We start from the raw sequence: 24,839 nt of genomic DNA on the forward strand, positions 1-24,839 counted from the left end.
GGCGTTAAGGCGCTGTCGTCGAGTAGCCCACTGCCGTACCCGCTGTCCTCGTTAACCCGCCGACGTCTACTAAATCAGCACAGCCATTCAACGCTGCCTTTAAGCTGATGGAACCCACCAGCGCAACCAGACAGCTACGAAGTAAGGAGCGGAGCACCCATGAAGCTCCTACTGATCAGGCACGGACAGACCCCCAGCAACGTGGCCGGCCAACTGGATACTGCCTTTCCTGGCCCTGGACTGACGGAACTCGGCGAGCGGCAAGCGGAGGCGCTCCCGGAGGCTCTTGCAGACGAGTCCATTCAGGCGCTCTACACTTCCACGCTTCTCCGGACCCAGCGGACGGTGATACCGCTCGCCGCCGCCACGGGTCTGGAACCGGAAATCCTGGACGGCGTCCACGAGATCGAGGCGGGTGCTCTGGAGAAGAAGACCGATCATGAGTCGCATATGCGCTACATGAGGACGGTGTTCGCCTGGTCTGACGGCGACCTCGACGTTCGCATGCCGGGCGCCTTCAACGGCCATGACTTCTTTGCCCGCTTCGATGCCTCTGTGGAGAAGGTTGCGGCGGCAGGACATTCGACGGCGGCCATCGTCAGCCACGGCGCAGCAATCCGCTGCTGGGCAGGCCGCAGGGCAGAGGATATTGACACTCTCTTTGCTGAAACCCATCAATTGCCCAATACCGGAATCGTGGCACTCGAAGGTGATCCGGAATCAGGGTGGCACGTGCTTCATTGGGACCAGATTCCCGTGGGTGGGCTCGCCTTGGCGGACCAGACGGCCGAGGACCCAACAGGCGAGGCGTTGTGAGGCCAGCTTTGCGCGCCAAATTCCCGCGCGAAGGCGCAGAGCAGGCCCCGCAACGCGAGAAAAATCAGCAATTCTCCCGAAGCTTACGCGCAGGAAACACGGCGGTAACCACGGCTTCCTAGGCTTAAGACGCATAAACACCTCAGCGAAACCAAGCGAAATGAGGCATCGATGCAGACCAACCCCCGGCTCAACATCCGGCAGGTCACCTGGGCGAACCCGGTAGGCGCTGACCTCCGCGCCGCGCAACAAGCTGAACTGGACGCCCGTTTCGGAACCACGGATCATGAGCCCGGTCCCCCGCCCTCGGAAGCTGACACGGCGGTTTTTGTTGTGGCTTACGAGAAATGCTCCGGACAGCCCCTCGGGTGCGGCGGCCTGAGGATGTTGGACGAGAACACAGCTGAAATCAAGCGATTGTACGTGGTTCCCTACGCGCGGGGATCAGGAGTCGCAAGCTCCATCCTGGCGGCACTCGAAGCGCAGGCCCACTCACATGGCTTCAGCGTCATCGCAGCTGAGGCAGGATCAGCGCAGTCTGATGGACGGAGCTTCTATGTAAGCGCCGGATTCGCCGAAGTTCCTAATTTTGCGCCGTACGTCGGCGTAAATGGGTCTTACTGCTACTCCAAACGGATCAACTCCCATAGCGCCTCCCACACTGCGATGGCCTAAACACCTGAGACCCGGCAGCAACCAAGCGTCGCGCAACATCCGGCACGCGCTGCGGTAGTCAGATAATCTCGGAAAATGGAAAAAGCAGACATCACCTTCCGCACGCGCAAATGGGTGCGGCCCGAGGACCTCAATGCCAACGGCACACTCTTCGGTGGAAGCCTGCTGAAGTGGATCGATGAAGAGGCCGCGATCTACGCCATCCTCCAGTTGGGCAATGGCCGCGCGGTCACCAAGTACATCTCCGAAATCAACTTCGTGAGCTCAGCCGTTCAGGGCGACCTCATCGAAATGGGGCTGACGGCCAAACGCTTCGGCCGCACGTCCTTGACCATGCGCGCCGAGGTCCGGAACATGATCACCCGGCAGAGCATCCTGACCATCGAGGAAATCGTGTTCGTGAACTTGGGCGCTGATGGCCGCCCGCAGCCCCACGGCTACACGGAAATCACGTACGACCGGGACCGCATCCCAACCCATCACCTGACTGAAACCCTGCACGAGGACTGAACCACGCGCCGTCGGGCGTTTATACCGTTGAACCCCAGGGTCCTGGAGGGTAGAACGGAGGCATGACCGACGTGAACTCCTGGATGAGCCAATACATACGTGCGTGGACCTCGAATGAGCCCGATGACATCCGGGCGTTGTTCACTGAGGACGCCATCTACCACGACAGGCCGAACACTGAATCACCATGGAACGGCCATGAAGAAATCGTCAAATCATGGTCGGACGCCGGAGACAAGCCTGAAGATTGGACCTTCGAGTGGACGCTCCTTGGCCAGGATGGTGACACGGCTTTCGTCCAGGCCGTGACTACATACCTCAACGGCGAGCCCACCTACGACAACCTTTGGGTCATCCGCTTTGCCGAGGACGGCCGTGCGCGCGAATTCACCGAGTGGTACATGGCTCGAAAGGAATCCACGCCCGACACTACAACCGAGGAAATGGCTCAGTAGCTGTCGCGCTCCGCCGATTCGGACACAGGAATGAACGTAGAGGCGAACCCTTCCGAGGCCCGGGCGAGCACCGCAACATCGGCGCCTACCAGCACAAAGGAGGCACCGGCGTCGAGATAGGCGCGGGCGGTGGACTCATTGAAGGCGTTCACGCCGGCTGGCTTGCCGGCCGCTTTGGCAGCTTCAAGGCAATGCTCGACGACGGCCCTCACCAAGGGATTTTCCTGCTGTCCCAGCAAACCCATGGAAGCTGCGAGGTCCGAGGGGCCAAGGAAGATGCCGTCCACGCCATCGACTGCCAGGATTTCCTCCACAGCCGAAGCCGCTGCCTCGGATTCAATCTGAACTGTGAGGCTGATCGATTCCGAAGCAGCAGCAAGGTAGTTAGGAACTCGGTTCCAGCGCGAAGCCCTGGCCAAAGCAGAACCCACACCACGTACGCCCAGGGGCGGGTACCGGACGGCGGCCACCGCAGACGCGGCGTCGAACGCAGAATTCACCATGGGAATCAGGAGATTCTGTACTCCGAGGTCAAGGTATTGCTTGATGACCACGGTGTCGTTGACCGGCGGCCGGACCATGGCCTGAATGGGGTAGCCACTCACGGCGTGGAGCTGTGCAAGGATCGATTCGAGGCCATTGGGACTGTGCTCGGCGTCGATCAACAGCCAGTCCAGCCCGGATCCCGCACACACCTCAGCCACCAAGGGGCTACCGGAACAAACCCACATTCCAGCCAACGGACGGCCAGCCTCTGAGAGGGCCGAATAGAAGGTGGGGCTCAGTCGAAGTTGCATGTCACGACTCCCAACGGTCCGTAGTCCGCGTGCACGGTATCACCTTTGTACACCCACAAGGGCCGGGTAAACGAGCCCGCAAGAATAATATCTCCGGCTTTCATCGAGTCCCCGTGCGCGGCGATTTTATTGGCCAGCCAGTGCACGCCGTTGGCCGGGTGATCAAGCACTCCGGCTGCCACTCCGGTCTCTTCCACGGTCTGGTTTTTGTACAGGATCGCAGAGACCCAGCGGAGGTCGACGGCGTCGGGACGTACTGGTCGGCCGCCAATCACCATGGCCCCCATCGCGGCATTGTCCGAGATAGTGTCCACGATGGTCCGGCCCTCCATTTCGATCCTGGAGTCCAGGATTTCGAGGGCCGGAACCACGTAATCGGTGGCGTTGAGTACATCGAAAATCGTGCAGCCAGGCCCCTTGAGTGCGTCCTTCAGCACGAACGCGAGCTCCACTTCAACGCGCGGGTGCGTGTACTGGTCCCATTGCACGGAGCAGCCGGTTTCCAGGACCATGTCATCGAAGATCGCCCCATAGTCCGGTTCAGTGATGCCGGTTGCGGCCTGCATGGCCTTGGACGTGAGGCCGATCTTGCGCCCCACCAACGTGCGCCCGGCTTCCTCGTTCCGTCGCCGCCACAACTGCTGGACGGCATAGGAATCCTCCACCGTCATGTCAGGGTAGCGGGCGGTGAGGCGCGGGACCGGCTTGCGGTTCCGGCCGGCGTCGAGCAGTTCGTCGGCAATTGCTTCGATCGTCTTCGCGTCCATCATGGTTTAGACCTGCGCCCCCAGTTTGAATCCTTCAGTAGCCCCACCGGAGGCGCCTTCGGGACGGGTGTAGGAGAAGCCGTCCGCGCCGACGGTGACGGCCATTTCGGACTTGTCTTCGCGTTCGATGATGGGCTGCGGGTTGCCGTCGAGGTCCAAGACCAGGGAGGCTTCGGTGTACCAGGACGGGACTACGGGGTTGCCCCACCAGTCGCGGCGCTGGTTGTCGTGGACGTCCCAAGTGACAGTGGGGTTGTCCGGGTCGCCGGTGTAGTAGTCCTGGGTGTAGATCTCCACGCGGTGGCCGTCCGGGTCCAGGATGTAGAGGTAGAACGCGTTGGACACGCCGTGGCGTCCGGGGCCTCGTTCGATGCGGTCGGAGATGCGCAGGGCGCCCATCTTGTCGCAGATCTGGATGATGTTGTGCTTCTCATGCGTGGAGAACGCGATGTGGTGCAGGCGGGGTCCGTTGCCGCCCGTCAACGCGGTGTCGTGCACGGTCTGCTTGCGGTGCATCCACGCGGCGTACGTGACGCCGTCGGAGTCCTTGATGTCTTCGGAGACGCGGAAGCCGAGGTCTTCGAGGTACTTGCGGCCACGCGGGACATCCGGGGTGACCTGGTTGAAGTGGTCCAGGCGGACGAGCTCGCCGGCGGAGTAGAGGTCATAGCGCTGGGTGAGGCGTTCCACGTGCTCCACGTCGTAGAAGAATTCGTACGGGAAACCCAGCGGGTCCTCGACGCGGACGGAGTCGCCCACGCCCTTGGTGAAGCCTTCCTTGCAGCGCTCCACCCTGCAGCCCAGTTCACGGTAGTAGGCCTCGGCGGCGTCTACTTCGGCCGGGGACTTCACCCGGTACGCGAAGGCGGCGGCTGCGGCTACCGGGCCCTTCCGGAGGACCAGGTTGTGGTGGATGAACTCCTCGAAGGAGCGCAGGTAGATGGTGTTCTCGTCTTCCTCGGTGACGTGCAGGCCGAGGAGGTCCACGTAGAACGCACGGGACTTGGCGAGGTCCGTGACCACGAGTTCCAAGTACGCGCAGCGGACGATATCCGGGGCCGGAACCGTGGGCGTCGGGATGGGGCCGGTGAAGGGGTTGCTCATGATGGTCTCTCTTCGTTGAAAGGGTGGTTGTGGAACCCAACTGAGTAGCAGTAGATGCCGTTTTGGGGGCTCAAAACGCGCACTATTGCGACCTAGTTGGGTTTAGGCGCCGAACTTGGGGGTGTGCACGGAGCCGAGGGTGATGTGCACGGCCTGCTGGTCGGTGTAGAAATCGATGGACCGGTAGCCGCCCTCGTGGCCCAGGCCGGAAGCTTTGACGCCCCCGAACGGGGTGCGGAGGTCGCGGACGTTGTGGCTGTTAAGCCACACCATGCCGGCTTCGACGTTCTGGGAGAAGTTGTGCGCCCGGGTCAGGTTCTGGGTCCAGATGTAGGCCGCCAGGCCGTACTTGGTGTTGTTCGCCAAGGCGAGGGCTTCGTCGTCGTTCTCGAACGGCGTGATAGCCACAACCGGCCCGAAGATTTCTTCCTGGAAGATCCGCGCATCAGGCGCGACGTCGGCAAACACGGTCGGTGCGATGTAGTTGCCTTCGGGCAGGTGCTCGGGTCGGCCGCCGCCAGCCAGGAGCCTGCCTTCGGACTTGCCGATCTCCACGTAGGACGCCACTTTTTCGTAATGCTCCGGGTGGACCAGCGCACCTACCTGGGTCTTGGGATCGTGGGGATCGCCCACCACGATGTTCTTGGCGCGGGCGGCGTACTTTTCGCAGAATTCGTCGTAAATGGCCCGTTCCACCAGGATGCGGGAACCGGCGGTACAGCGTTCGCCGTTCAACGAGAACACCCCGAATAGGGCCGAGTCGATAGCGGCATCAAGGTCGGCATCGGCAAACACGACGCACGGGGACTTCCCGCCGAGCTCCATGGACAGGCCCTTGAGGTTGGCTGCTGCGTTGCGGAAAATCGTCTGGCCGGTGGTGGTCTCACCGGTGAAGGAGATCAGCGGTACCTCAGGGTGCTTTACCAGTGCGTCGCCGGCCTCTTCGCCCAAGCCGTTGACCAGGTTGAACACGCCGTCAGGCAGTCCCGCATCCTTGAAGATCTGAGCCCAGAGCGAGGCCGAGAGCGGCGTGAACTCGGCGGGCTTGAGGACCACGGTGTTGCCGGTAGCCAGTGCCGGAGCGAGTTTCCAGGACTCAAGCATGAACGGGGTGTTCCACGGCGTGATCAAGCCGGCGACGCCGATCGGCTTGCGGTTCACGTAGTTGATCTGTGACCCGGGGACCTTCATGGCGTCATCGAACTGTGCCACGATCAGGTCAGCGAAGAAACGGAAGTTCTCGGCTGAGCGCAACGCCTGGCCCTTGGACTGTGTGATCGGCAGGCCGGTATCAAAGGTCTCCAGCTCGGCGAGGCGCTCTTCCTGGGCCTCCACGGCGTCGGCGATCTTGTTCAGCACACGAGCACGTTCGCGCGGCTTCATCTTCGGCCACGGGCCATTGACGAACGCTTCACGGGCTGCGGCCACAGCGAGGTCGATGTCTTCCTTCTGGCCGGCCGCTGCCGTTGCGTAATTTCCGTTGGATACCGGATCCAGGACATCAAAGGTCTTCCCGGAAACGGAGTCTACGAACTCACCGTTGATGAAGTGCTGGATGTGCGTGGGCAGGTTCTCTGGCACGTGATGCTTTGCTGATGTTTCTACAGGGGTCGTCATCGTTGTCTTCCTTCTTCATCCAACGCGGGGTCAGTTACGGCCCATGTTGGGTGCGTTTATGGGCCGTAAGTGACCCCGGGTTGCTTTAGTTGGTGGTGGCGAGGTACGCGTCCAGTGTTGCGGCGCGGTGGCGGCGGGCGGCGTGTTCGATCGTGTCGGCGTCCGCTCCAGACTCGATGAGCTGCAGCAACGCTTCGTGTTCTTGCACCGATTCCTGCGCGCGGCCGGGAACGAAGCGGAACGTAGACGATCGAAGCGATGCCAGCCGGTTCCATCCCCGATGGACCAAGTCCAGAATGTGCGGATTGGGGCAGTGCTCAAACAAGACACTGTGGAAGTCCTGGTTCAATGCAGTGAAACGAACCGGATCGAAGTGCTCCAGGCATTCCCGCATTTCCTCGTTCACGGCGCGGGCCCGGGCAATCGCAACAGAATCAATCAACGGTGCGGACAGCGCGGTAGCCGCACCCTCCACAATGCTCAGCGTCTGCATGGTGTACAGGTACTCCGTGGGATCAATCCCGGAGACTGTGGCACCAACGTTCCGCTCGAACTTCACCAGACCTTCGGCTTCCAAGCGGCGGATCGCTTCCCGCACGGGGACCACGCTGAAGCCCAGGTCCTCGGCAATCTTTGCGAGTACCAGCCGGTAACCCGGCGTGTAGATGCCTTCCACGATCCTGGCCTTGACGGCGGTATAAGCCTGTTGGGACTTGCTTTGGGCAGCGGCGCTTTCGACGGCGGTTTCAGTCACTTTTGGCTCCCTTGCCGGCTCTGCCAGTCCGCAAACCTGGCCTGCCATTCCTTGTTCATCGGGTAAAGCCCGTCCACGCTGTTGCCTTCCTTGACCATCTGGAAGATGAACGTCTCTTCCTTCTCCTGCTGAATGCAGTCGTCCGCCAATTCCTCAGCGAGGGCCGGCGGGATCACCAGGATGCCATCCGAGTCGGCAACAATGATGTCTCCCGGCTGGACTGTTGCGCCACCGCACGCGATGGTGATGTCCGTATCCCACGGAATGTGCCGGCGCCCCAGGACTGCCGGGTGCGGGTTCGCGAAGTAGGTTGGCATCTCCAGATCGGCCACTGCGGAGTAATCGCGGACGCCACCATCGGTAATGATCGCAGCGGCTCCACGGATCTGGGCGCGCAGGGCAAGGATGTCTCCAACAGTGCCCGTGCCCTTCTCGCCGCGGGCTTCCATCACGAGGATTTCGCCTTCATTCACGGAATCGATAGCGCGCTTCTGTGCATTGAATCCCCCGCCGTGGGTCTTGAACAGGTCCTCGCGGTTGGGTACGTACCGCAGGGTCCGGGCAAGGCCGACTACCTTGCGGTCCGGCCGCGTGGCCTGCAAGCCGTCGATGCTGACGTTGTTCAGTCCGCGCTTGCGGAGCTGCGAAGAAAGCGTGGCGGTTGCGACGCTTTCCAGCTTGGCCTTCAGCTCGGGCGTCAGGACGGAGACATCAGCAGGCAGGCCCGCCGCTTCACGCGATCCGTACGCCTCTTCCCGCTGTGTGTCATCAGCCTTGGGCTTGGCACCAAAGTCCGCGAACGGCGTCGTACCTTCCGCTACTTTGGTGGTCAGGCGGCCGCTGCTGAATCTAGCCCCGGTGACCTCAACCTCGACGACGTCACCTGGTTTGGCGACCGACGCACCCGCTGGTGTGCCGGTCAGGATAATGTCGCCCTCCTCGAGCGTGAGCAGCTGGGAAAGGTCCGCGACCAGTTGCGTGAACGGGAAGAGCAGGTCCTCGGTGGTGTCGTCCTGGACAAGTTCGCCGTTGTGCCAGGTGCGGATCCGCAGCTGGGCTGGATCAACGGCGTCGGCTGGGATCAACAAAGGACCCACCGGGGTGAACCCATCGCCTCCCTTTGAACGGACGTTGGAGCCCTTGTCCGCGTAACGAAGATCGTAGACACCCAGATCGTTGGAAGCGGTAACCCACTCGACGTGGCTCCAGGCATCCTCGAGGCCGACGCGGCGGGCCGATTTACCAATCACCAAGGCGATCTCGCCCTCGTAGCCGAGCAATTCGCAGCCGGCAGGGCGCTCAACGATGCCAGGAGCGTCGGCGGAACCGAGCGCCAAGGAAGACGGCGGCTTCAAGAAGTACGACGGTTGCCCTGGGGTGCGCCCGCGTTGGGCCGCGCGGCTAGGGTAATTGATGTGGACGGCAATGACTTTGCGCGTACGGGCCAGCATGTCTTGGCTGACTTCCTCGGTCCGAAACTCCAATGTCACGGCGCCTCCTCCTGATTCAACATCTATCGAGTACGAAATCGTATACGATAACTATCACTCTTGAAGCGTCAGTCGTCAACCCCCCTTTTTTCAGCCCACATCACGAGGTGGTCTGCCAAATGATCCAGCAGAAATGAGTGCGTACCACCGGCGGACTCCCGTAGGGTACCCGCATGGACATCATCCTGGTACCCGGTTTCTGGTTGGACGCTTCGTCGTGGGAGGAGGTGACGCCGCCGCTTGTGGCAGCTGGGCACTCGGTTCACCCACTCACACTTCCCGGGCTGGAGTCCGTTGACGCGCCACGCGCCGGGATTGGCCTTCGCACACACATCGACGCCGTGGTGGACAAGGTGGATTCTTTACGCGGCAATGTGGTCTTGGTGGGCCATTCAGGCGGTGGCGCAATCATCCACGGCGTTGTTGACGCCCGTCCGGATCGAGTGGACCGGGCCGTCTACGTGGATAGCGGGCCACTCGGTGAAGGCGGCGTGATCAATGATGAACTGCCCGATGATGGCGACGAAGTTCCGCTGCCCCCTTGGGAAGGCTTTGAGGACGCGGACCTCGCCGATCTGACCGATGAGCTCAAGGAAGCCTTCCGCGCACGCGCCATTCCAGAACCCAAGGGCGTAGCGTTCGAGCAACAGCACCTGCATGACGTCCGGCGCTACGACGTACCAGCCACGATCATCGCCTGCGAGTTCCCCTCGTCCATGCTCAACGAAATGATGGACGCAGGGCACCCCTTCACAGAAGAACTCGCACGCATCCGCAAAGTCGATTTCATCGACCTACCCACCGGACACTGGCCACAATTCACCAAGCCACGTGAACTGGGCGAAGCCATACTGGCCGCCGTCGAGCGCACCAACTAACGCTCGACGGCGGTACGCGCCTTAGCCCGCACAGGAAATGTCCGCGCAGAAACCTGACGAATTCGCCCGGGGGAAATCCCGTCGGACGATCTACGCGGAGGCCCGCCGCTGCAAGTCAGGGCTTGGCCGGGGTGTTGGTCGCGGGCCCTTCCGGCGCTGCGCCGCCTTCGTCCGTCCAATCGCTTCCCGTCTGATCATCGAGCGCAGGATCGGATACTACGTCCGACCTGACTGGAGGCGTTGAGGTAGAAGCCGAAGCAGAGGAACCGGTGCTGGAGTTGTCATGGTGCCCGGACTTCGCGTCCAGGATGCCCGGAAACATGGTCTCCGCCTTCTCCAGGAGCTTCTTGCCCGCGGCGTACAGATTGTCCAGGATGTCCGGGACTGATTCCTGGACGGTCTCAGTGGCCTGATGGACGTTCTCCTGGACCTCCGGATTCTTCCAGACCTTTTCGGCGCCTCCGCGAACGCGCCGATACACCTCCGGCCAAGACTTGGACCCCCACACATAGCCAACAGCGATGCCGGCGGCGAACAATGCTTTCCCTTTCACAGGACCCACTCCTTTCGAGGTGCTATTCCTACGACACTAGTCCGGCCTTCACCCACTGTCACGCGTGCTTTCAAGGGCGGACGGTTAACGGACATTTGCTGAATTGAGAAACAGGACTAAACTTTAATGCCAACCAGCGGAAAACCCGCAGGCTACAACCACAGGCAACCCGAGGAGTGAAAACCATGGGACTGGATGACAAGATCAAGAATGCCACGGAAGAAGCAACGGGCAAGATCAAGGAAAAGACCGGCGAAGCCACTGGTGATCGGGACCTCCAAGCCGAGGGCGCGGGCGAGCAAGCTGCGGCCAATGTGAAGCAGGCTGGCGAGAAGGTCAAGGACGCTGCGAAGGACGCTTTCGGCGACAAGTAGCCGGATTTCAGGCCATACGACCCCGCCCGAGGGGCAAGGGCCCCGACCGGCAAAAATAGCAAGGTTACTTGCTGTTGTTCCCGGGACCAGCTAGCGTTGCTGTTGTAGTACTACGGTCCGGCCCCTTGGACAGGAGTGCTTTTGGCTGCATTTAATAATTCGTCGGCGTTTGCAAAATAAACATCCCGACCCATATTCCACTGGGCCTCGAACGGCCCCGTTACAGCGCTTAGCCGCTGGAACTGACAACCGATGAACGGAACCGCTTCACCGAGTTCATGGAATTTCCATCAACAAGAAAGTAGGAGCAAAAATGGGTTTCTTTGGTTTTCTTTTGCTCGGCCTTTTGGCTGGGGCTATCGCAAAGCTTATTCTTCCGGGACGCCAGGGAGGCGGCTGGTTTGTTACCTTGCTGCTGGGCGTCGTTGGCGCCCTGTTGGGTGGCTGGATCGGCGGCCTGATCTTCGGCGAGGGCCTGACAGAATTCTTCGCCATTCGAACGTGGCTCCTGGCCATCGGCGGATCCATCATCGTCCTGCTGATTTACGGCCTGGCCACAGGAGGACGCCGGGCCCACCATGGCTGACGAAACCACACCCAACACCAACCAGGACGACCTTGAGGGTCAGTACGCAGAAGGTGATTACGGCGCTGCCGGGGCATCGCCCGAGGCCCTGAAAGAAGACGCCGGCGGGGATTACACCGCAGGCGACTACGCCGAGAAGACGGTCCCCTCTGCGGACGCGGAGCTCGACGAGCACAATACGGAGGACACGCCCGCGGACAGGCCGTTCTCGTCCGAGCCGGATGACGAAGCTTCCGGCTCAGGACACCCTTAACAGTCAGGTATCCGCAGGGTCCTGAACACACAAGAACCCGGAGACTGCAGTTGCAGCCTCCGGGTTCTTGCTGTTGACCTGTCAATGCAGGGGTAGAACGGTGCAGGAACAGGAGGTCAGGGGCCCTTCAAAAGTTTCAGCACCTCGTCAAGCGGCAAGACCCTCTGACGATATTCACGGGTAAGAACCCGGAGGACTGCCTCGGCAGACTCCGGGTTCTCCGTTGCCAGGGCTTCAGCTGCATAAATGACCCGGATGTTATGGGCGAAAGCATCAGCAGCAGTCTGGGCAACGCAGTTGTGGGCCGAGACTCCGGCCAGAATTACAGTTTCCACATCCCAGTTCCTGAGGCGCATCCCCAAGTCCGTGCCAAAGAACGCGCTGTCGCGGGTTTTGACCATCTGCGGGAAGTCGGCGGTCACCAGGCCAGGAACGAAGTTGGCCTGTTCGCTTCCCCTGAAGATGAAGCCTTGGTCATCGTCCAGCATGTTCAGGCTCCACGTGGACTTATCCCTCTCATGCTGGGTACCAACCAGGAGCACGTTTGCCCCTGCCTCCCGCGCCCCGCTGGTCAATGAATTGCAGGCAGCAACAACTTCTTCCTGACGCCGTTTCAGGGCCGGTTCCTCAAAAAAGGCGTTCTGCATGTCGATTACCAGCACAGCAATCACGCGCGCACCCCCTTTCCTGTCCTGGCTCAGAGACCCTTGCCGCCGGTCACCGGAAGCACAGCGCCCGAGATATAGGAGCCTTCGTCAGATGCGAGGAGCACATACGCCGGTGCCAGCTCAGCAGGTTGTCCGGCACGGCCCAGCGGAGTGTCCTGGCCGAATGTGGGAAGCTTGTCCGGCCACTCGGTGGCCGGGATCAACGGCGTCCAGATCGGGCCGGGGGCCACGGCGTTGACACGGATTCCTTTGGGCCCCAGTTCCTCTGCCATGGCTTTGGTGAATGCCACTTGCGCGGCCTTGGTCATGGCATAGTCCACAAGTTGGGCGGAAGGATTAAAGGCCTGGATAGATGCCGTTACGATGATCGACGCCCCCGGGCGAAGGTGCGGAATCGCAGCTTGTGCTGTCCAGATCAACGAGTACAGGTTGGTCTTGAAAACCCGATCGAATTCCTCTGTAGGAATGGTCTCCAAACCCTCGCGGTTCTTTTGATACGCGGCGTTCAGGACCACCACGTTGAGGCCGCCGAGCTCCTGCACCGTTCGCTCCACAATCTCAGCCGCAAACTTTTCGTCGCGCGCATCACCGGGCAGCAACAGTGCCTGGGCCCCGCACTCACGGATCCATTCCGCCGTCGACTTCGCGTCTTCTTCTTCCTCCGGAAGATAGCTGATGGCCACATCCGCACCTTCGCGGGCATACGCGATCGCTACAGCGGCACCGATGCCCGAATCACCGCCGGTGATCAAGGCTTTCTTGCCCTGCAGGCGGCCATGCCCCACATAGCTGGACTCGCCATGATCGGGCTGGGGGTTCAACGGTTTGGTCAGGCCGGGCTGTTCTTGTTCCTGCTGGGGAAATTCGTCGGAGTGATATCCGCTGCGGGGATCCTTGGGGGCCGAGGTGAGGCGATGATCGCCGTTTGCTTGCTGGCCATTGTGGTTTGGGTCGGATTGAGTCATGGTTCTGGCCTTTCTCAGATGTCTGATTCCCGGCTTGCGACGCTACCGTTGGCTGTACCCAGGCACATTGGACTCTAAACGCACGGGCTAGGTCCGGAGCGTTTTGGCCTTCACCAAGAGGAACAGTCCGTAGGCGATCAGGCCCACGGCAACGGCCGCTAGAAGGTACGGACCATACGGTTGCTCCCGCAAAGCACGCAGGCTTCCATCAAGACCTGTGGATTGCTCGGGCTGAACGCGAACCGCCGCGATGACCACCAACAGGCCTACGAGCAACAGTGCTATGCCCTTGGTGATATAGCCCACGACGCCAACACCCGATTGGAACTTCCGTGTTGGTTCCTTGTAGGACAGCGCGAGGTCCTTTTCGAAGGTCCGCATCACGCCCCGGACGACGAACACCACGCCGGTGATCATGATGCCTGCGCCAAGTGCAACAAGCAGGACTATCCCGAACGGCGCTTTCATGAGCGTCACAGTTACATCGCTGGCAGACTCCCGACTGTTTTTCCCCCGACCCATAGTGAAGGACAGGATGGTGGCAGCCAGCCCGGCAAACACTATTGCCTGGCCCACGGCTGAAAGCCGTTTGGAAAGCTTGTTGTCTGAGGCCTTGCGGTAGCCGAAGGTTGCGTTGCCCAATTGCCACAGGGCCAAGGCAGCGCACGCGCCGAAGCACGCCCAGAGCAGGATTGGACCCACCGGCTGTGCGGCAAGTTGGGCAACAGCGCCACTGACGTCGGCTTCACCACCGCGCCCAAAGGCGAGCTGAAACGCAATAACCCCGATGAGTAAGTGCAGGAGTCCGCTGACGGCGTATCCAGCCCTCGCAACAATAGCCAGGGCACGTGAGTTTGAGGCTTCCTCGGCCACATCAGCAGCCTTCTTCATCTCCTCTTTGATGACAAGCCTCCTTATTGTTTTGTGACTTGTCACCATGGTGCCACTCGAACGAGTACAAGACCACGGGGGCCAGGTGGCTTGCTAGAAACCACACACCGACTGCGGCCAGATGCTCCGAAGCCCCACACCCAAAGGATTGAAGTGCTCACGGACGGTGGTGACGGCATGGGCCTGCCCAGGGACTTCGCCCCCGTGGCCGCCAGCCTCCCCGGTACCCGCGAGGGGCTCGGACTTCACGTGGGCAGCTCCGGTATTCAGGGACGTGGCTGCGATCTGGTCAGGCATTTCGGTGGTCCTTCCGGAGAGTTCCCATCAACTCCATTGGCTGATAGTTCAACCATGGGACGGGGCCCTCAAGAAGGACGCCGGGTCATCTCAAGATTCGCTCAAGAATCCACGCGGCTGGGAAGGCCGGTTCAGAAGTCGAAAATGACCTCCAGTTGTAGGCCCGTCGACAGGGCAACGTGCCCCCTTACACGGGCCCCGTCGTCGTCAATCACGACGGCGGTAGGAACCGCTGCGGGCGCCTCGCCTCCCAGGTACACCAAGGAGGCGAAGATGCTGCGCCCTCCTGCCAAACGGCCTTCCAAGTATCCACAAGCAGCGTGCTGGCCGAAGGGCGATACACCCTCGGCGTGGAAAGTCCCGCTTCCGGAGTAGCCGTACAACGGCCAGATGCCTGTGTGAAGTCCGCCGACTCCAAGAACATGGTCATGCAGCTCAGGCGGCCGGGTATCTGCGAGCGCGTATCCGCCGTCGCGGACGCGCAGCCTGGACGGCGCCAGCCCTGGGTCGGCCGCGCCCATGTTAGGCGCCTCAACCACGTGGACCCTGAGCTCATATCCACTGGCGGCAGCTGTCGCTGTTGCCACGCGCCAGCGGGAATCGGCGGGATCCTCCACGTCGTTCCAGACTGGCGCATGCCAGCTAGCTGCCGGGTGTTGTGCGGCCTTAAGATGCCCGGACTCGAGCCGGTGAATCCTCGCACGACGGCTGGGCGTTCCATTGGGGTGCAGGACGGCGAAATGGTTGTCCACGGGGTCCTCGGTGAAGAGCGGCGCGGTGTGGCTCGAATAGGCCAGGCGGCGGTAATGGGGGTCGTCCGGTCCGGGCGCATAGTACTTGTCGCTGCCGTGGTTGAGTACGCGGGCGATACCGTCCACAGAGGTGGAGTGGAGCAGGTAGTTCGGGCCTTCTGCGTGTTGCACGGCGTCCATGCACTCCCGGGGCGAAGGCTGTTCGACGGCGGTCCACACCGGATGGTCGGCGGGGAGGAGAAGTCCCACGAACGCCTTGGAGGTCCAGTACGGCGACGCCGGGCCGGAGTATTCCTGGGTCATCGGCTCAAAAGCGCCGAGCCACCCAAGTGACGGCAGTCCGTCGTCGTAAGCGCCGCCGTCGAGGAAGTACTTTGCGGCACCGCTGGCGATCCGGCGGCTCTGTCCGGGGCTGAGGGGCGTCGCTCCGATTGCCTCCCCGAGGAACACCGGAGCCACAGCGGCGTAGCGGTAAATCAGCGAGCGGCCCTGGAAAACCGGGGCGCCGTTCCCGCCGAAGAAACTCACATGATCGTCCATGAACGCGGCGAGACGGGCCCGGTAGACCTTGGACCTGGCTTGGGCTTCCGGGTGCCGGTTGGCCGCGAACCCACACCACAACACGGGATAAAGATGAAGCGCCCAGCCGCAGTAGTAGTCGAAGAAATCGCCCGTGCCGTCATTGTCCCCGTCCCGGTACCACCCATCGCCGACGTACCAGTCGTCAAGCCGCTTCAGTCCATGTTCGATCTGGGCCGCGTTGTGCCCGAACCCGGCGCCAGCCAGGAACTCGGCGATCAGGACCTGGAAGAGCACCCAATTGTTGTCCACGCAGGTGCTCCGCGAGGAACCCTGCAGCCACTGGGCCACCTGGGCCCGCTCGTCCCCGGACAGTGTGTCCCACAGCCAAGGTTTGGTCAGCTGCAGGCCCAGCGCAATGGATGCGGCTTCCACCATGGGCTGGGAGCGGTCGCGGATGGGCAGCCACGCTTCAGGACTACCCGGCCGCGTACCCTCCAGGAGGCCCGTCCTGTACAGGTCATGATGGCCGTGCGGATCGTTGCCCTGCTCCCCCGCCACACGGAAGGCGGCCAGCATGAAGGTGCGCGCGAACCCCTCCATGCCGTCCGACAAAACACCCGACGACGACGGGCGGCCGCTCAGCCGGATCAGCGCCTTCTGCGCGGAGAAGTAGGGGCGCACCGCGAGAAGCTGCTGATCCGCGAAAGCGACCCAGTGATCCCGCGTCCATCCGGTGATGGGGCTGAGCTCGTAATCCGGGGCGGGCATGGTGAAGCCGGTGGCCATGGGTCTCCTGCGGGTGTGCTGTCTCCAAGAGCCCTAACCGTAAGCCATTGAATACCGCCGTGGGGCAAGGCGAACAAAACTGAACGCAGGCTGGGCAACAGCAGCCCGTGGCGTTTGAGTCGGCTGCGATTTTCGTTGTTGTACCAGTTGGCCAGTGGGAAGATGATCGAAGAGTTGGGCCTCCACCACACGGGGATGCCGGCGAACTGGCGGCGCGTGCCCACCTAAAACAGGCGGTGACCGAGCCATGACAGAGCACAATCTGCAGCGGAGGTTGCGGGTGTCCGACGTCAACGTCGTCGATCACCGCACTCTGCGGAAGGCGCTTGGGGGCACCATCGTGGGTAACACGATGGAGTGGTACGACGTTGGCGTGTTCGGCTATTTGATCACCACAATGGGGCCGGTGTTCCTGCCGGAGGCGGACAGGGCTGTGCAGAACCTGTTCCTGCTGGGAACCTTCGGTGCTACGTTTATCGCCCGGCCGCTGGGCGGGATCTTCTTCGGCTGGCTGGGCGACAAGATCGGCCGGCAGAAGGTCCTGGCCATGACCCTGATGATGATGGCCGGCGCGACGTTCGTCGTCGGCCTGCTTCCTGGGTACGCGGTGCTGGGCATCTGGGCCGCGGTCCTGCTCGTGGTCACGAAGCTGGTCCAGGGCTTCTCCACGGGAGGCGAGTATTCCGGCGCCACCACATTCGTATGCGAGCACGCACCGGACCGCCGCCGCGGCTTCTTCGTCAGCTTCCTGGACATGGGCAGCTACCTGGGATTCGCACTGGGCGCCGCACTGGTGTCCGCGCTCCAGCTGATCCTGGGTCAGGGACAGATGGAGGCATGGGGCTGGCGCATCCCGTTCCTGATCGCAGGGCCGCTGGGCATCGTGGCCATCTACTTCCGCATGAAGATCGAGGAGTCGCCCGCTTTCAAGGCCACACAGGAGGCAGAGGCCGTGGCTGCCGAGCATCACGAGACCGGCGACGAGCTCCGCCCCGTCGGACCGGTGGGGATCTTCCGCGATCACTGGCGCCACATCGTGCTGGCCATGATCCTCGTGGCCGCGGGCAACACTGTGGGTTATGCGCTCACGTCCTACATGCCCACCTACCTGACCACCAACAAGGGGTACGACGAGATCCACGGAACGCTGCTGACCGTTCCTGTGTTGGTGGTCATGTCCCTGTGCATCCCGCTGACCGGACGCCTCTCGGACAGGATTGGCCGCCGCCCAGTGCTCTGGATCGGGGCCATCAGCACCGTTGTCCTGGCGCTTCCCGCTTTCCTGCTCATATCGATCGGAACCGTTCCTGCCACGCTCGCGGGCCTGGCCATGGTCGCGTTTCCGGTGGCGTTCTTCGTTTCCATCCTCGCGTCGGCGCTGCCGGCACTGTTCCCCACGGCGCACCGCTACTCTGCCATGGGCATCGCCTACAACTTCGCCGTGGCGATTTTCGGCGGCACCGCACCGTTCATCATCGCCTCGCTCATCCAGGCGACAGGCAACGACCTGATGCCGGCGTTCTACCTCATGGCGACGTCGGTCATCGCGGCCGTTGCTATCTACTTCCTGCCGGAGTCCGCCAAACGGCACCTTCCCGGCTCAATGCCCAGCGTGGACTCCGAGGCAGCCGCCCGCGAGCTGGTAAAGACGCAGGATCACAACCCGCTGCTGGAGATGGATACCCTCCCGTTCGACAGAAGCTACGAAGCCGCCCAGGCGGCCCACGAGAACCGCCCGAACAGGCCGACGGCGATGTGAGCACCTCGTTGCGGTCCAGTTGTTCACCCTGCGGAATCAACCCGGAACACCCGAAGCTGCAATGCCAAGGTTGAGTAGTAGCCCACCAGAGTGACCAACTCGAACACTGCCCGCTGACCAAGCATGCTTTCTGCCGCCGGCCAGGAAGGTTCGTCGAGATCTCCATCCAGCAGTGCGAGGACCGTCCGGCCTACCAGCACTTCGACTCCCTCGAAGGGCGTCATATCTTCGCGCCGGATCGCCTCCAAATCACCCTGGCTGAACCCGAGGGCCCGGGCTATGGGCTCGTGCGACTCCCGCTCGAAGGTCGAGTGATGGCGGGCCGCAACGAGGAGAATCGCGAGTTCCCGCGCCCGTCCAGACAGTTCGGTTTCGTAGCGCAGTGCGGCGCCCAGCGCTTGAAGCGCCATTCCGACCGACGGCGACAACAGGAAGTCGCCGAACGGCCCGTTGAGACGTCCTTGCTCATCCGCCAGGGCGAAGTGTTGCGGGCCTTGGGCCCGGGTGCCCTGCGTGATGGCTTCATAGAGTTTCGTCTGGTCCGGGTCCATCTGATCCGGCAGAAGGCTATCCGTGCGTCGCAGCATTCTAGGCGTTGACTCCGTTGATGGGGCTTTCAACCCGGTCCTCCGTTTCTGCACCCAGGTTCACGCCTGTACGGTCGCGGACCAGGAGGGTGGCGATGATGGAGACAACCACCATCACTTCCAAGTAAACGGTCACGGCGCCGGTGGACCCCGTAGCTTGCACCAGGGCCTGGGCGATCGTGGGAGCGAACGCGCCGCCAACGATTGCACCAAGTGCGTAGGCGATGGAAACCCCGGAGAAGCGCACCGTCGCAGGGAAGATTTCCGTGTAGTGCGCTGACAATGGGCCGATTACCATTCCCAGGCCAACAGTCACCAAGGTCAGTCCGGCAAAGAGGCCTATGGTGGACGCGGTGTTCACGAGCGGGAACAGGACAAGCAGTGCGGCAGCCAGCAGGAGCCAACCGAGGAGCATCGTCTTGCGGCGTCCAAGCTTGTCGGAGAGCCATCCGCCAACGAGGGTGAAAATCAGCCAGGAGACGGCGGAGGCAGTCACCACCCAGAGGACCTCCCCGGGGTTCAAACCAATAGGACCCGCAGGATCGCTGGCATACCGCTGGATGTAGCCGCCGGTTGTCATGTAGCCGGCAGCCTGGCTTGCGGACGGAATCAGGGCTGCCAGCAGGACCAGACGCCAGTGCTTCCTGAAGAGCTCGACGATCGGCGCACGGGCTTCCTTCTTGCGTTCGGCCAGTTCGCTGAACACCGGGCTCTCGTCCACCCGGCGTCGAATGTAGTAACCGATGACGATCAGCGCCACGGAAAGGATGAACGGTACGCGCCAGCCCCATTCGAGGAAAGCCTTACCGGGCGCGATCAGGGTCATCGTGGCCAGCATGCCGGACGCCAGCAGAAGCCCGAGAGGGGTTCCGATCTGCGGTGATGCACCAAAGATTCCACGCCGGTTTGCTGGGGCATGTTCAACGGCCAGGAGTGCGGCGCCTCCCCATTCACCTCCAGCCGAGATGCCCTGCAGGATCCTCAGCAGGACCAGCAATATCGGAGCCGTCAACCCGATGGAATCGAAGGTGGGCAACAAGCCGATCAGTGCGGTCGAAGCACCCATCAGGACCAGGGTGGCCATCAGGACGACCCGGCGGCCGTAGCGGTCACCGAAGTGCCCGGCCAGGAAGGCACCGAGCGGCCGGAACAGGAAGCTGATGCCAACCGTCAGGAACGCCAGAAGCGGCGCCGCGGCTGCTCCAGCAGGTTCGAAGTAGACCTTGGTGAAGATCAGGCCCGCGGCGGTGGCGTAAAGGAAGAAGTCGTACCACTCGATTGTGGTTCCGGCAACGGTCGCAAAGACCACGCGGCGGCGATCGCGGGAGCTGCTGCGCAGCTCCGGGCCCCGTGTAGACGTCCGTTCTGTCATGTCGTGTCCTTTCCCAAGTCACACCTTTGTAGAGGGGAAATCATAAAGTTTCGCAGAGCAGAACACGTTCTGCTTGGAGGGATGACCACACGCTACTTGAGTGTGAGCTGCCGCACAAGCCTCAAATTTTCCGGCCAAGCAGGGGTTGTCTTGGCCAAGTGACAACTGCTAGCGTCATCATAAGATCCGCAGAACAGAACATGTTCTATTCAACGGAACAACACTTAGCCGAATAATCCAGAGTTGGGGTACCAAATGTCTTGGGGCGCAATTTCCGAAATGGGGCCGGTATCGATCCGGACCTCCAACCTTGAACAATCCGTCTTCGATGCCACGCAGATCCTTGGCCTGCGCGAGACCAAGCGAACCGACGGCGTCTCCTACCTGGCCGCCGCCGATGTGCACCATGAACTGACGTACGTAGAGTCCGACGTCGACGGTTTGGAAGCCTTGGGACTCATCGCCGCGAACGGCGACGCGCTCAGGGATGTACGACGGCGGGTAGAGGACGAAGGTTTCCAGGTGGTCTCAGAGAAGCCCACCGGAGAAGGCGTAGAGGACGGCTTCACGTTCATCGGACCGGAAGGTTTTGCCTTCGAAATCTCCCTGGGCCTGCAGAAGGCCGGCGTCGCCCCCAAGGGTTTCGGCCCCAACCGGTACGGCCACTTCAACTTCCATCCGCAGGATCACTACGGAATGGTGCAATTCCTGACCAAGGTCCTCGATTTCCGGATTTCCGATGTGATCGGCACGGGAGGTTCCAGGGGCTACTTCCTACGCTGCAACACCGAACACCACGGCATCGCCGTACTGCAGGGGCGCGGGACGTTCCACCACCACGCCTGGGAAGTTCAAGGCGTCAGCGACCTCACCAAGGCCGGCGACCGTCTCCACGCACTGGGTCGGGAGCTGCTTTGGGGTCCGGTCCGGCACGGTGCGGGCAACAACATCGCCTGCTACTACAAGGAACACTCCGGAAACGTGGTGGAGCTGTACACCGACATCGAACAGATTTATGACGACAACCGCGAACCAGTGGTGTGGGAAGACGGCGAAGTGTGGTGGAACCAGTGGAACGACTACCTTCCCGAAGGTTTCCGCGCCTTGGGACTGGCCCCAACCCCATCCAAGTACCGCCAAAACACCCAGCTGGTGGGAGGACGCTAAGCCATGAAGTTCGTTCGATTCAGCAGTGAGGGCGAACTGCCCCGCGTTGGTGTCGTCGTGGACGACTCCTACCGGGTCATCGAGGGCCACCATGACCTGCTCGACTTGATCCAACAGGGCGAAGAAGCCCTGCGCCAGGCGGGCGAACAAGCGATCCTGGCGGGCGCCGTCGTCGATCCTTCAACGGTCAGCAACCTCTCCCCGATTGCCACGCCGCCTACCTTCCGCGACTTCTATGCCTTCGAACAGCACGTCAAGGCCGGCCGGGAGTCGCGGGGCCTGGAGATGAACCCGCTCTGGTACAAGATCCCGGTCTTCTACTTCTCCAACCCCTATAACTTCAAGGGCGAAGGCGATATCCCCATGACCCCGGGATCCGAACGCTTCGACTTCGAGCTCGAGGTCGCCGCAGTCGTCGGCAAAGCCGGGCAGGACCTCACGGCCGAGGAAGGCGAAGATGCCATCATCGGTTACAGCATCCTCTGCGACTGGAGCGGCCGCGACGTCCAGCACGAGGAAATGCTCCTCTCGATGGGGCCCGTGAAAGGCAAGGACACAGCCACGTCGCTCGGCCCCTGGCTGGTCACCAAGGACGAACTGGAGCCGTACCGGACGGCAACGGGTTTTGACCGTGCCATGTCCCTCAAGGTCAATGGCGTCGAATACTCCCGGGCCAACTGGGCTGACGTCCACTACTCGTTCGGGGAGATGGTTTCCTATGCGAGCCGCGGAACCGAGGTCCGCCCCGGCGACGTCTTCGGCTCGGGCACCTGCGGCACAGGCTGCATCCTTGAACTGAGCCGGACCCACGGCGAGGGTGAATTTCCGTGGCTGCAGGCCGGTGACGATGTACTCATCGAAATCGAGGGCCTCGGCACCCAGCGCACTACGATCGCCAAGACTCCCCAGCCGGCGTCGTTCCGCCGTCAAGGACTGGAGTAGGAGATGGAAGCAGCCACGAACTATGACGTCGCGATCGTCGGCTATGGCCCCGTAGGCCAAACCCTGGCCACGCTGCTGGGACGTCAAGGGTGGTCGGTCCTGGTTCTGGACAAGCAAGCCGGCCTCTATCCCCTGCCACGGGCCTGCCACCTGGACCACGAGGCGATGCGGATCCTGCAGGCGATGGGCATCTCTGAGGAGATCAACGCGGCGATCGTTCCTGCCCGCGAGTACCTGCTCCTCCGCGCCGACCTGAGTGTCCTGTCCAACCTGCCACGTGGCTGGGAAACTCCAAGCGGCTGGGAATCCTCCTACCACTTCTATCAGCCGGACATCGAGGACATCTTCGACGCGACGGCCAAGTCGACCCCCGGCGTGACAGTGCGCCAGTCCACCAACGTGCGGGCGGTATCCGACCTTGGCAACCGCGTCGCGTTGACGCTCGACGGCGGCGAGGAACCAATCTTTGCCCGCTTCCTTGTGGGGGCGGACGGTGCCAACAGCCTTGTCCGGGAGCAGGCGGGGATCGCGAGGGACGACCTTGGGTTCGAAGCGACCTGGGTGGTCGTTGACGTGGAAATGAAGGAGGGGGCCACGGCCCCTGATGTTCCGGACACCGGCCAAGTCCTCGATCCTGCGCAGCCTTCGCACATGGCCTGGCTGGGCGGTGACCATTACCGCTGGGAGTTCATGATCGTCGACGCAGCCGATCCCGTGGAAGCGGCAAAGCCGGAAAACGTCTGGCCCAAGCTTCGCCGGTGGATTACGGAGGACACGGCAACCCTCCTACGGTCCACCACTTATACGTTCCATTCCCTGGTGGCTTCAACCTTCAACCAGGGCCGCATCTTGTTGGCAGGAGATGCCGCGCATCTGATGCCGCCCTTCATGGGCCAGGGGATGATCAGCGGAATGCGGGATGCAATGACGCTGTCCTGGATGCTCAACAAGGTGCTTAAGGGCACCGCTCCGATCGAGTTCATGGACGCCTATACCGAAAGCCGGCGTCCCCACGTCACGGAGTACATCGCCGAATCGGTGCGTGTGGGCCAGATGGTCTGCGAGACGGATCCCGCCAAAGCGGCGGAACGGGACCGAAAGCTGGAAGCCCAAACGGAAGCCAACCCGCCGTTCCAGCCGCAGTTGGGAGCCGGGTTCGTGGACGGCCCCTTGGGTGGCCGGCTGGCCGTTCAACCGCGCATTGCAAGTAACAAGGGGGTCCTTTTGGACAATGTCCTCGGCTCCTCGTTGACGCTGCTGACGGTCCGCCCGGACGTGCTGGGTGGCTTGTCCGGCTCCGCGAAGCGTCATCTGGAATTACTGAATGTCTCAGTAGCCGCCATCACCGGGCAGCCGGCCGAGGCTTCGCCGGGGGCTGGCAGCCTTGTTGAGCAAGGGAGCCGCTTCGCTGACTGGCTGGGTGCCGCTGACGCCGATTGGGTGGTGGTCAGGCCGGACGCGTACGTGTTCGACGCCGGCAAGGGCACCGAAGCTTTGGAGGAATCCATTGACAAGCTTCTGGCTTATGTCACCCGGCGTTCGTCCCTGTTGGCCGAAGATGGAACGGCCGACTGCGGGAATTCCGTGCTTGTGGGAGGGACCGTTCATGCGTAATGCCGGCAGGGTCCACGGTCTGTCTATGCTGGCTACAGACGACCCACACACGAAGAGGCTGAGTCCCATGAACGTCACCGTCCCCGAGGAGTCCTCGGCCGATCCGGCATACCGGTATCCGATCGAGTCGGTGGAGAACGCCGCCCGCACCCTCCTCATGCTGCGTTCGAGGTCCAGCATCCGCATCGTCGACGTCGCGGAGGAGCTTGGTGCGGCACGGTCTACGGCACACCGGATGGTCTCCACCCTGGCCCAGGCCGGGTTGCTGGAACGCCACCCAACGGACAAGTCCTTCGTCGCGGGTCCGGCGTTGATGCAACTGGCGCAAGCGCTGACAAACAAGGGCGACATCCGGACCGAGATCGAGCCGACCCTTGCTTGGCTGGTGAAACAGACTGGGGAGACCGCGCATTATCTGGTCCTGAAGGAAGATCAGGCGTTGTTCCTCGCGTGCGTGGAAAGCCCGCACATCATCCGCGCCGTCTCCAGGGTGGGCCACCGCCTTCCTGCCCACATCACTTCGGCCGGAAAGTGCCTCCTGGCAGCCTTGGCCCCGGAAGAAGTCGACCGGATGTTTTCCGGTGAACGGAACTGGGCCACCGGTACCGATTTGGCAATCCACGACCGCGATCACCTGCTGGCCGAACTCACCCAAATCTCCAACCGCGGGTGGGCGCTGAACAATGAGGAAAGCGAACCCGGCGTCATCGGTGTCAGTGCCGTGGTCCGCAACGACCAAGGGGAAGTCCTCGGCGCAGTGACGGTCTCCGGGCCGGCTGAGCGTATGCGGCCCCGGATCACGGAAATCGTTGCAGCGGTCCGCACTGCCACGGACGATTTCCGGCTTCACAGGGGCTGACTGGGCCCCGTCTTCAGCTCGAGAGTCAC

At 62.2% G+C, this 24,839-nt stretch carries 27 protein-coding genes; 13 read left to right on the top strand and 14 right to left on the bottom strand.

Annotation, left to right across the window (positions count from 1 at the left end):
• Window positions 1–159: 159 nt before the first annotated feature.
• The 4 genes from ACFX4T_RS14440 to ACFX4T_RS14455 all read left to right on the top strand — a co-directional run bounded on the left by ACFX4T_RS14440 (window position 160) and on the right by ACFX4T_RS14455 (window position 2,456).
• On the top strand, window positions 160–816 hold the full coding sequence (locus ACFX4T_RS14440) for a histidine phosphatase family protein (protein WP_377652467.1): 657 nt from the start codon (window positions 160–162) through the stop codon (window positions 814–816).
• Between the two features lie 171 nt (window positions 817–987).
• The gene (locus ACFX4T_RS14445) at window positions 988–1,491 is read left to right on the top strand and encodes a GNAT family N-acetyltransferase (RefSeq protein WP_216926239.1); all 504 of its coding nucleotides are present in this window, start codon (window positions 988–990) and stop codon (window positions 1,489–1,491) included.
• A 75-nt stretch (window positions 1,492–1,566) separates the two neighbouring features.
• Window positions 1,567–2,001, top strand: coding sequence for an acyl-CoA thioesterase (locus ACFX4T_RS14450; RefSeq protein ID WP_216926238.1), 435 nt, complete (start codon window positions 1,567–1,569; stop codon window positions 1,999–2,001).
• A 62-nt stretch (window positions 2,002–2,063) separates the two neighbouring features.
• A complete protein-coding gene (locus ACFX4T_RS14455; RefSeq protein ID WP_377652468.1) occupies window positions 2,064–2,456 on the top strand; it encodes a nuclear transport factor 2 family protein in 393 nt (130 codons plus the stop codon).
• Here ACFX4T_RS14455 and ACFX4T_RS14460 read toward each other — a convergent pair.
• From ACFX4T_RS14460 to ACFX4T_RS14485, 6 genes are all read right to left on the bottom strand, one after another.
• The gene (locus ACFX4T_RS14460; protein WP_216926236.1) at window positions 2,450–3,253 is read right to left on the bottom strand and encodes an aldolase/citrate lyase family protein; all 804 of its coding nucleotides are present in this window, start codon (window positions 3,251–3,253) and stop codon (window positions 2,450–2,452) included. The two genes, ACFX4T_RS14455 and ACFX4T_RS14460, sit on opposite strands and share 7 nt — an antisense overlap.
• Complete coding sequence (gene hpaH / locus ACFX4T_RS14465) at window positions 3,238–4,023, bottom strand: 2-oxo-hept-4-ene-1,7-dioate hydratase (protein ID WP_216926235.1); 786 nt, start codon at window positions 4,021–4,023, stop codon at window positions 3,238–3,240. The genes ACFX4T_RS14460 and hpaH overlap by 16 nt, the downstream gene beginning before the upstream one ends.
• A 3-nt stretch (window positions 4,024–4,026) precedes the next feature.
• Entirely contained in the window at window positions 4,027–5,124 is a 1,098-nt protein-coding gene (gene hpaD / locus ACFX4T_RS14470; protein WP_377652469.1) for a 3,4-dihydroxyphenylacetate 2,3-dioxygenase, read from the bottom strand.
• Window positions 5,125–5,226: 102 nt separating this feature from the next.
• On the bottom strand, window positions 5,227–6,741 hold the full coding sequence (gene hpaE, locus ACFX4T_RS14475; protein WP_377652470.1) for a 5-carboxymethyl-2-hydroxymuconate semialdehyde dehydrogenase: 1,515 nt from the start codon (window positions 6,739–6,741) through the stop codon (window positions 5,227–5,229).
• Window positions 6,742–6,826: 85 nt separating this feature from the next.
• Entirely contained in the window at window positions 6,827–7,495 is a 669-nt protein-coding gene (locus ACFX4T_RS14480) for a GntR family transcriptional regulator (RefSeq protein ID WP_223947254.1), read from the bottom strand.
• A complete protein-coding gene (locus tag ACFX4T_RS14485; RefSeq protein ID WP_377652529.1) occupies window positions 7,492–8,946 on the bottom strand; it encodes a fumarylacetoacetate hydrolase family protein in 1,455 nt (484 codons plus the stop codon). Before ACFX4T_RS14485 ends, ACFX4T_RS14480 begins: the two co-directional genes overlap by 4 nt.
• Before the next feature lie 212 nt (window positions 8,947–9,158).
• Between ACFX4T_RS14485 and ACFX4T_RS14490 the strand changes: the two genes are divergently transcribed.
• Entirely contained in the window at window positions 9,159–9,863 is a 705-nt protein-coding gene (locus tag ACFX4T_RS14490) for an alpha/beta fold hydrolase (protein ID WP_377652471.1), read from the top strand.
• 115 nt (window positions 9,864–9,978) lie between these two features.
• Here the strand turns inward: ACFX4T_RS14490 and ACFX4T_RS14495 are convergent, their stop codons facing one another.
• Entirely contained in the window at window positions 9,979–10,416 is a 438-nt protein-coding gene (locus ACFX4T_RS14495) for a hypothetical protein (RefSeq protein ID WP_216926229.1), read from the bottom strand.
• Window positions 10,417–10,601: 185 nt separating this feature from the next.
• Between ACFX4T_RS14495 and ACFX4T_RS14500 the strand changes: the two genes are divergently transcribed.
• From ACFX4T_RS14500 to ACFX4T_RS14510, 3 genes are all read left to right on the top strand, one after another.
• Window positions 10,602–10,790 (top strand): CsbD family protein, encoded by a 189-nt coding sequence (locus tag ACFX4T_RS14500; protein WP_216926228.1) that lies wholly within the window; start codon window positions 10,602–10,604, stop codon window positions 10,788–10,790.
• A 313-nt stretch (window positions 10,791–11,103) separates the two neighbouring features.
• Window positions 11,104–11,376, top strand: a complete 273-nt coding sequence (locus ACFX4T_RS14505; RefSeq protein ID WP_216926227.1) for a GlsB/YeaQ/YmgE family stress response membrane protein — start codon at window positions 11,104–11,106, stop codon at window positions 11,374–11,376.
• Window positions 11,369–11,629: a hypothetical protein gene (locus ACFX4T_RS14510; protein ID WP_216926226.1), complete on the top strand. Its 261-nt coding sequence runs from the start codon at window positions 11,369–11,371 to the stop codon at window positions 11,627–11,629. The genes ACFX4T_RS14505 and ACFX4T_RS14510 overlap by 8 nt, the downstream gene beginning before the upstream one ends.
• A gap of 116 nt (window positions 11,630–11,745) precedes the next feature.
• Here ACFX4T_RS14510 and ACFX4T_RS14515 read toward each other — a convergent pair whose 3' ends face one another.
• From ACFX4T_RS14515 to ACFX4T_RS14535, 5 genes are all read right to left on the bottom strand, one after another.
• Complete coding sequence (locus ACFX4T_RS14515) at window positions 11,746–12,300, bottom strand: cysteine hydrolase family protein (protein ID WP_377652472.1); 555 nt, start codon at window positions 12,298–12,300, stop codon at window positions 11,746–11,748.
• 26 nt (window positions 12,301–12,326) lie between these two features.
• Window positions 12,327–13,262: an SDR family oxidoreductase gene (locus ACFX4T_RS14520; protein ID WP_216926223.1), complete on the bottom strand. Its 936-nt coding sequence runs from the start codon at window positions 13,260–13,262 to the stop codon at window positions 12,327–12,329.
• Window positions 13,263–13,349: 87 nt separating this feature from the next.
• Entirely contained in the window at window positions 13,350–14,153 is an 804-nt protein-coding gene (locus tag ACFX4T_RS14525; protein WP_377652473.1) for a DUF1206 domain-containing protein, read from the bottom strand.
• Between the two features lie 93 nt (window positions 14,154–14,246).
• A complete protein-coding gene (locus ACFX4T_RS14530) occupies window positions 14,247–14,450 on the bottom strand; it encodes a hypothetical protein (protein WP_377652474.1) in 204 nt (67 codons plus the stop codon).
• A gap of 131 nt (window positions 14,451–14,581) precedes the next feature.
• Entirely contained in the window at window positions 14,582–16,510 is a 1,929-nt protein-coding gene (locus ACFX4T_RS14535; RefSeq protein WP_377652475.1) for a DUF2264 domain-containing protein, read from the bottom strand.
• Window positions 16,511–16,757: 247 nt separating this feature from the next.
• On the opposite strand from ACFX4T_RS14535, the gene ACFX4T_RS14540 reads away from it, so the two are divergent.
• Window positions 16,758–18,269 carry an MFS transporter gene (locus tag ACFX4T_RS14540; RefSeq protein ID WP_377652476.1) on the top strand — a complete coding sequence of 504 codons (1,512 nt, stop codon included), beginning with the start codon at window positions 16,758–16,760 and terminating at the stop codon, window positions 18,267–18,269.
• A gap of 23 nt (window positions 18,270–18,292) precedes the next feature.
• Here ACFX4T_RS14540 and ACFX4T_RS14545 read toward each other — a convergent pair whose 3' ends face one another.
• Window positions 18,293–18,856 (bottom strand): carboxymuconolactone decarboxylase family protein, encoded by a 564-nt coding sequence (locus ACFX4T_RS14545; RefSeq protein WP_377652477.1) that lies wholly within the window; start codon window positions 18,854–18,856, stop codon window positions 18,293–18,295.
• A 1-nt stretch (window position 18,857) separates the two neighbouring features.
• Window positions 18,858–20,228, bottom strand: coding sequence for an MFS transporter (locus ACFX4T_RS14550; protein ID WP_377652478.1), 1,371 nt, complete (start codon window positions 20,226–20,228; stop codon window positions 18,858–18,860).
• A gap of 255 nt (window positions 20,229–20,483) precedes the next feature.
• On the opposite strand from ACFX4T_RS14550, the gene ACFX4T_RS14555 reads away from it, so the two are divergent.
• From ACFX4T_RS14555 to ACFX4T_RS14570, 4 genes are all read left to right on the top strand, one after another.
• A complete protein-coding gene (locus ACFX4T_RS14555) occupies window positions 20,484–21,395 on the top strand; it encodes a VOC family protein (RefSeq protein WP_377652479.1) in 912 nt (303 codons plus the stop codon).
• 3 nt (window positions 21,396–21,398) lie between these two features.
• Window positions 21,399–22,337 (top strand): fumarylacetoacetate hydrolase family protein, encoded by a 939-nt coding sequence (locus tag ACFX4T_RS14560; RefSeq protein WP_377652480.1) that lies wholly within the window; start codon window positions 21,399–21,401, stop codon window positions 22,335–22,337.
• A gap of 3 nt (window positions 22,338–22,340) precedes the next feature.
• Window positions 22,341–23,951 (top strand): bifunctional 3-(3-hydroxy-phenyl)propionate/3-hydroxycinnamic acid hydroxylase, encoded by a 1,611-nt coding sequence (locus tag ACFX4T_RS14565; protein WP_377652481.1) that lies wholly within the window; start codon window positions 22,341–22,343, stop codon window positions 23,949–23,951.
• Window positions 23,952–24,018: 67 nt separating this feature from the next.
• Window positions 24,019–24,810, top strand: a complete 792-nt coding sequence (locus ACFX4T_RS14570) for an IclR family transcriptional regulator (RefSeq protein WP_377652482.1) — start codon at window positions 24,019–24,021, stop codon at window positions 24,808–24,810.
• Window positions 24,811–24,839: the final 29 nt, after the last annotated feature.

The sequence above is a fragment of the Paenarthrobacter sp. YIM B13468 genome (assembly GCF_042788025.1).
Taxonomy (GTDB): Bacteria; Actinomycetota; Actinomycetes; order Actinomycetales; family Micrococcaceae; genus Arthrobacter; species Arthrobacter aromaticivorans.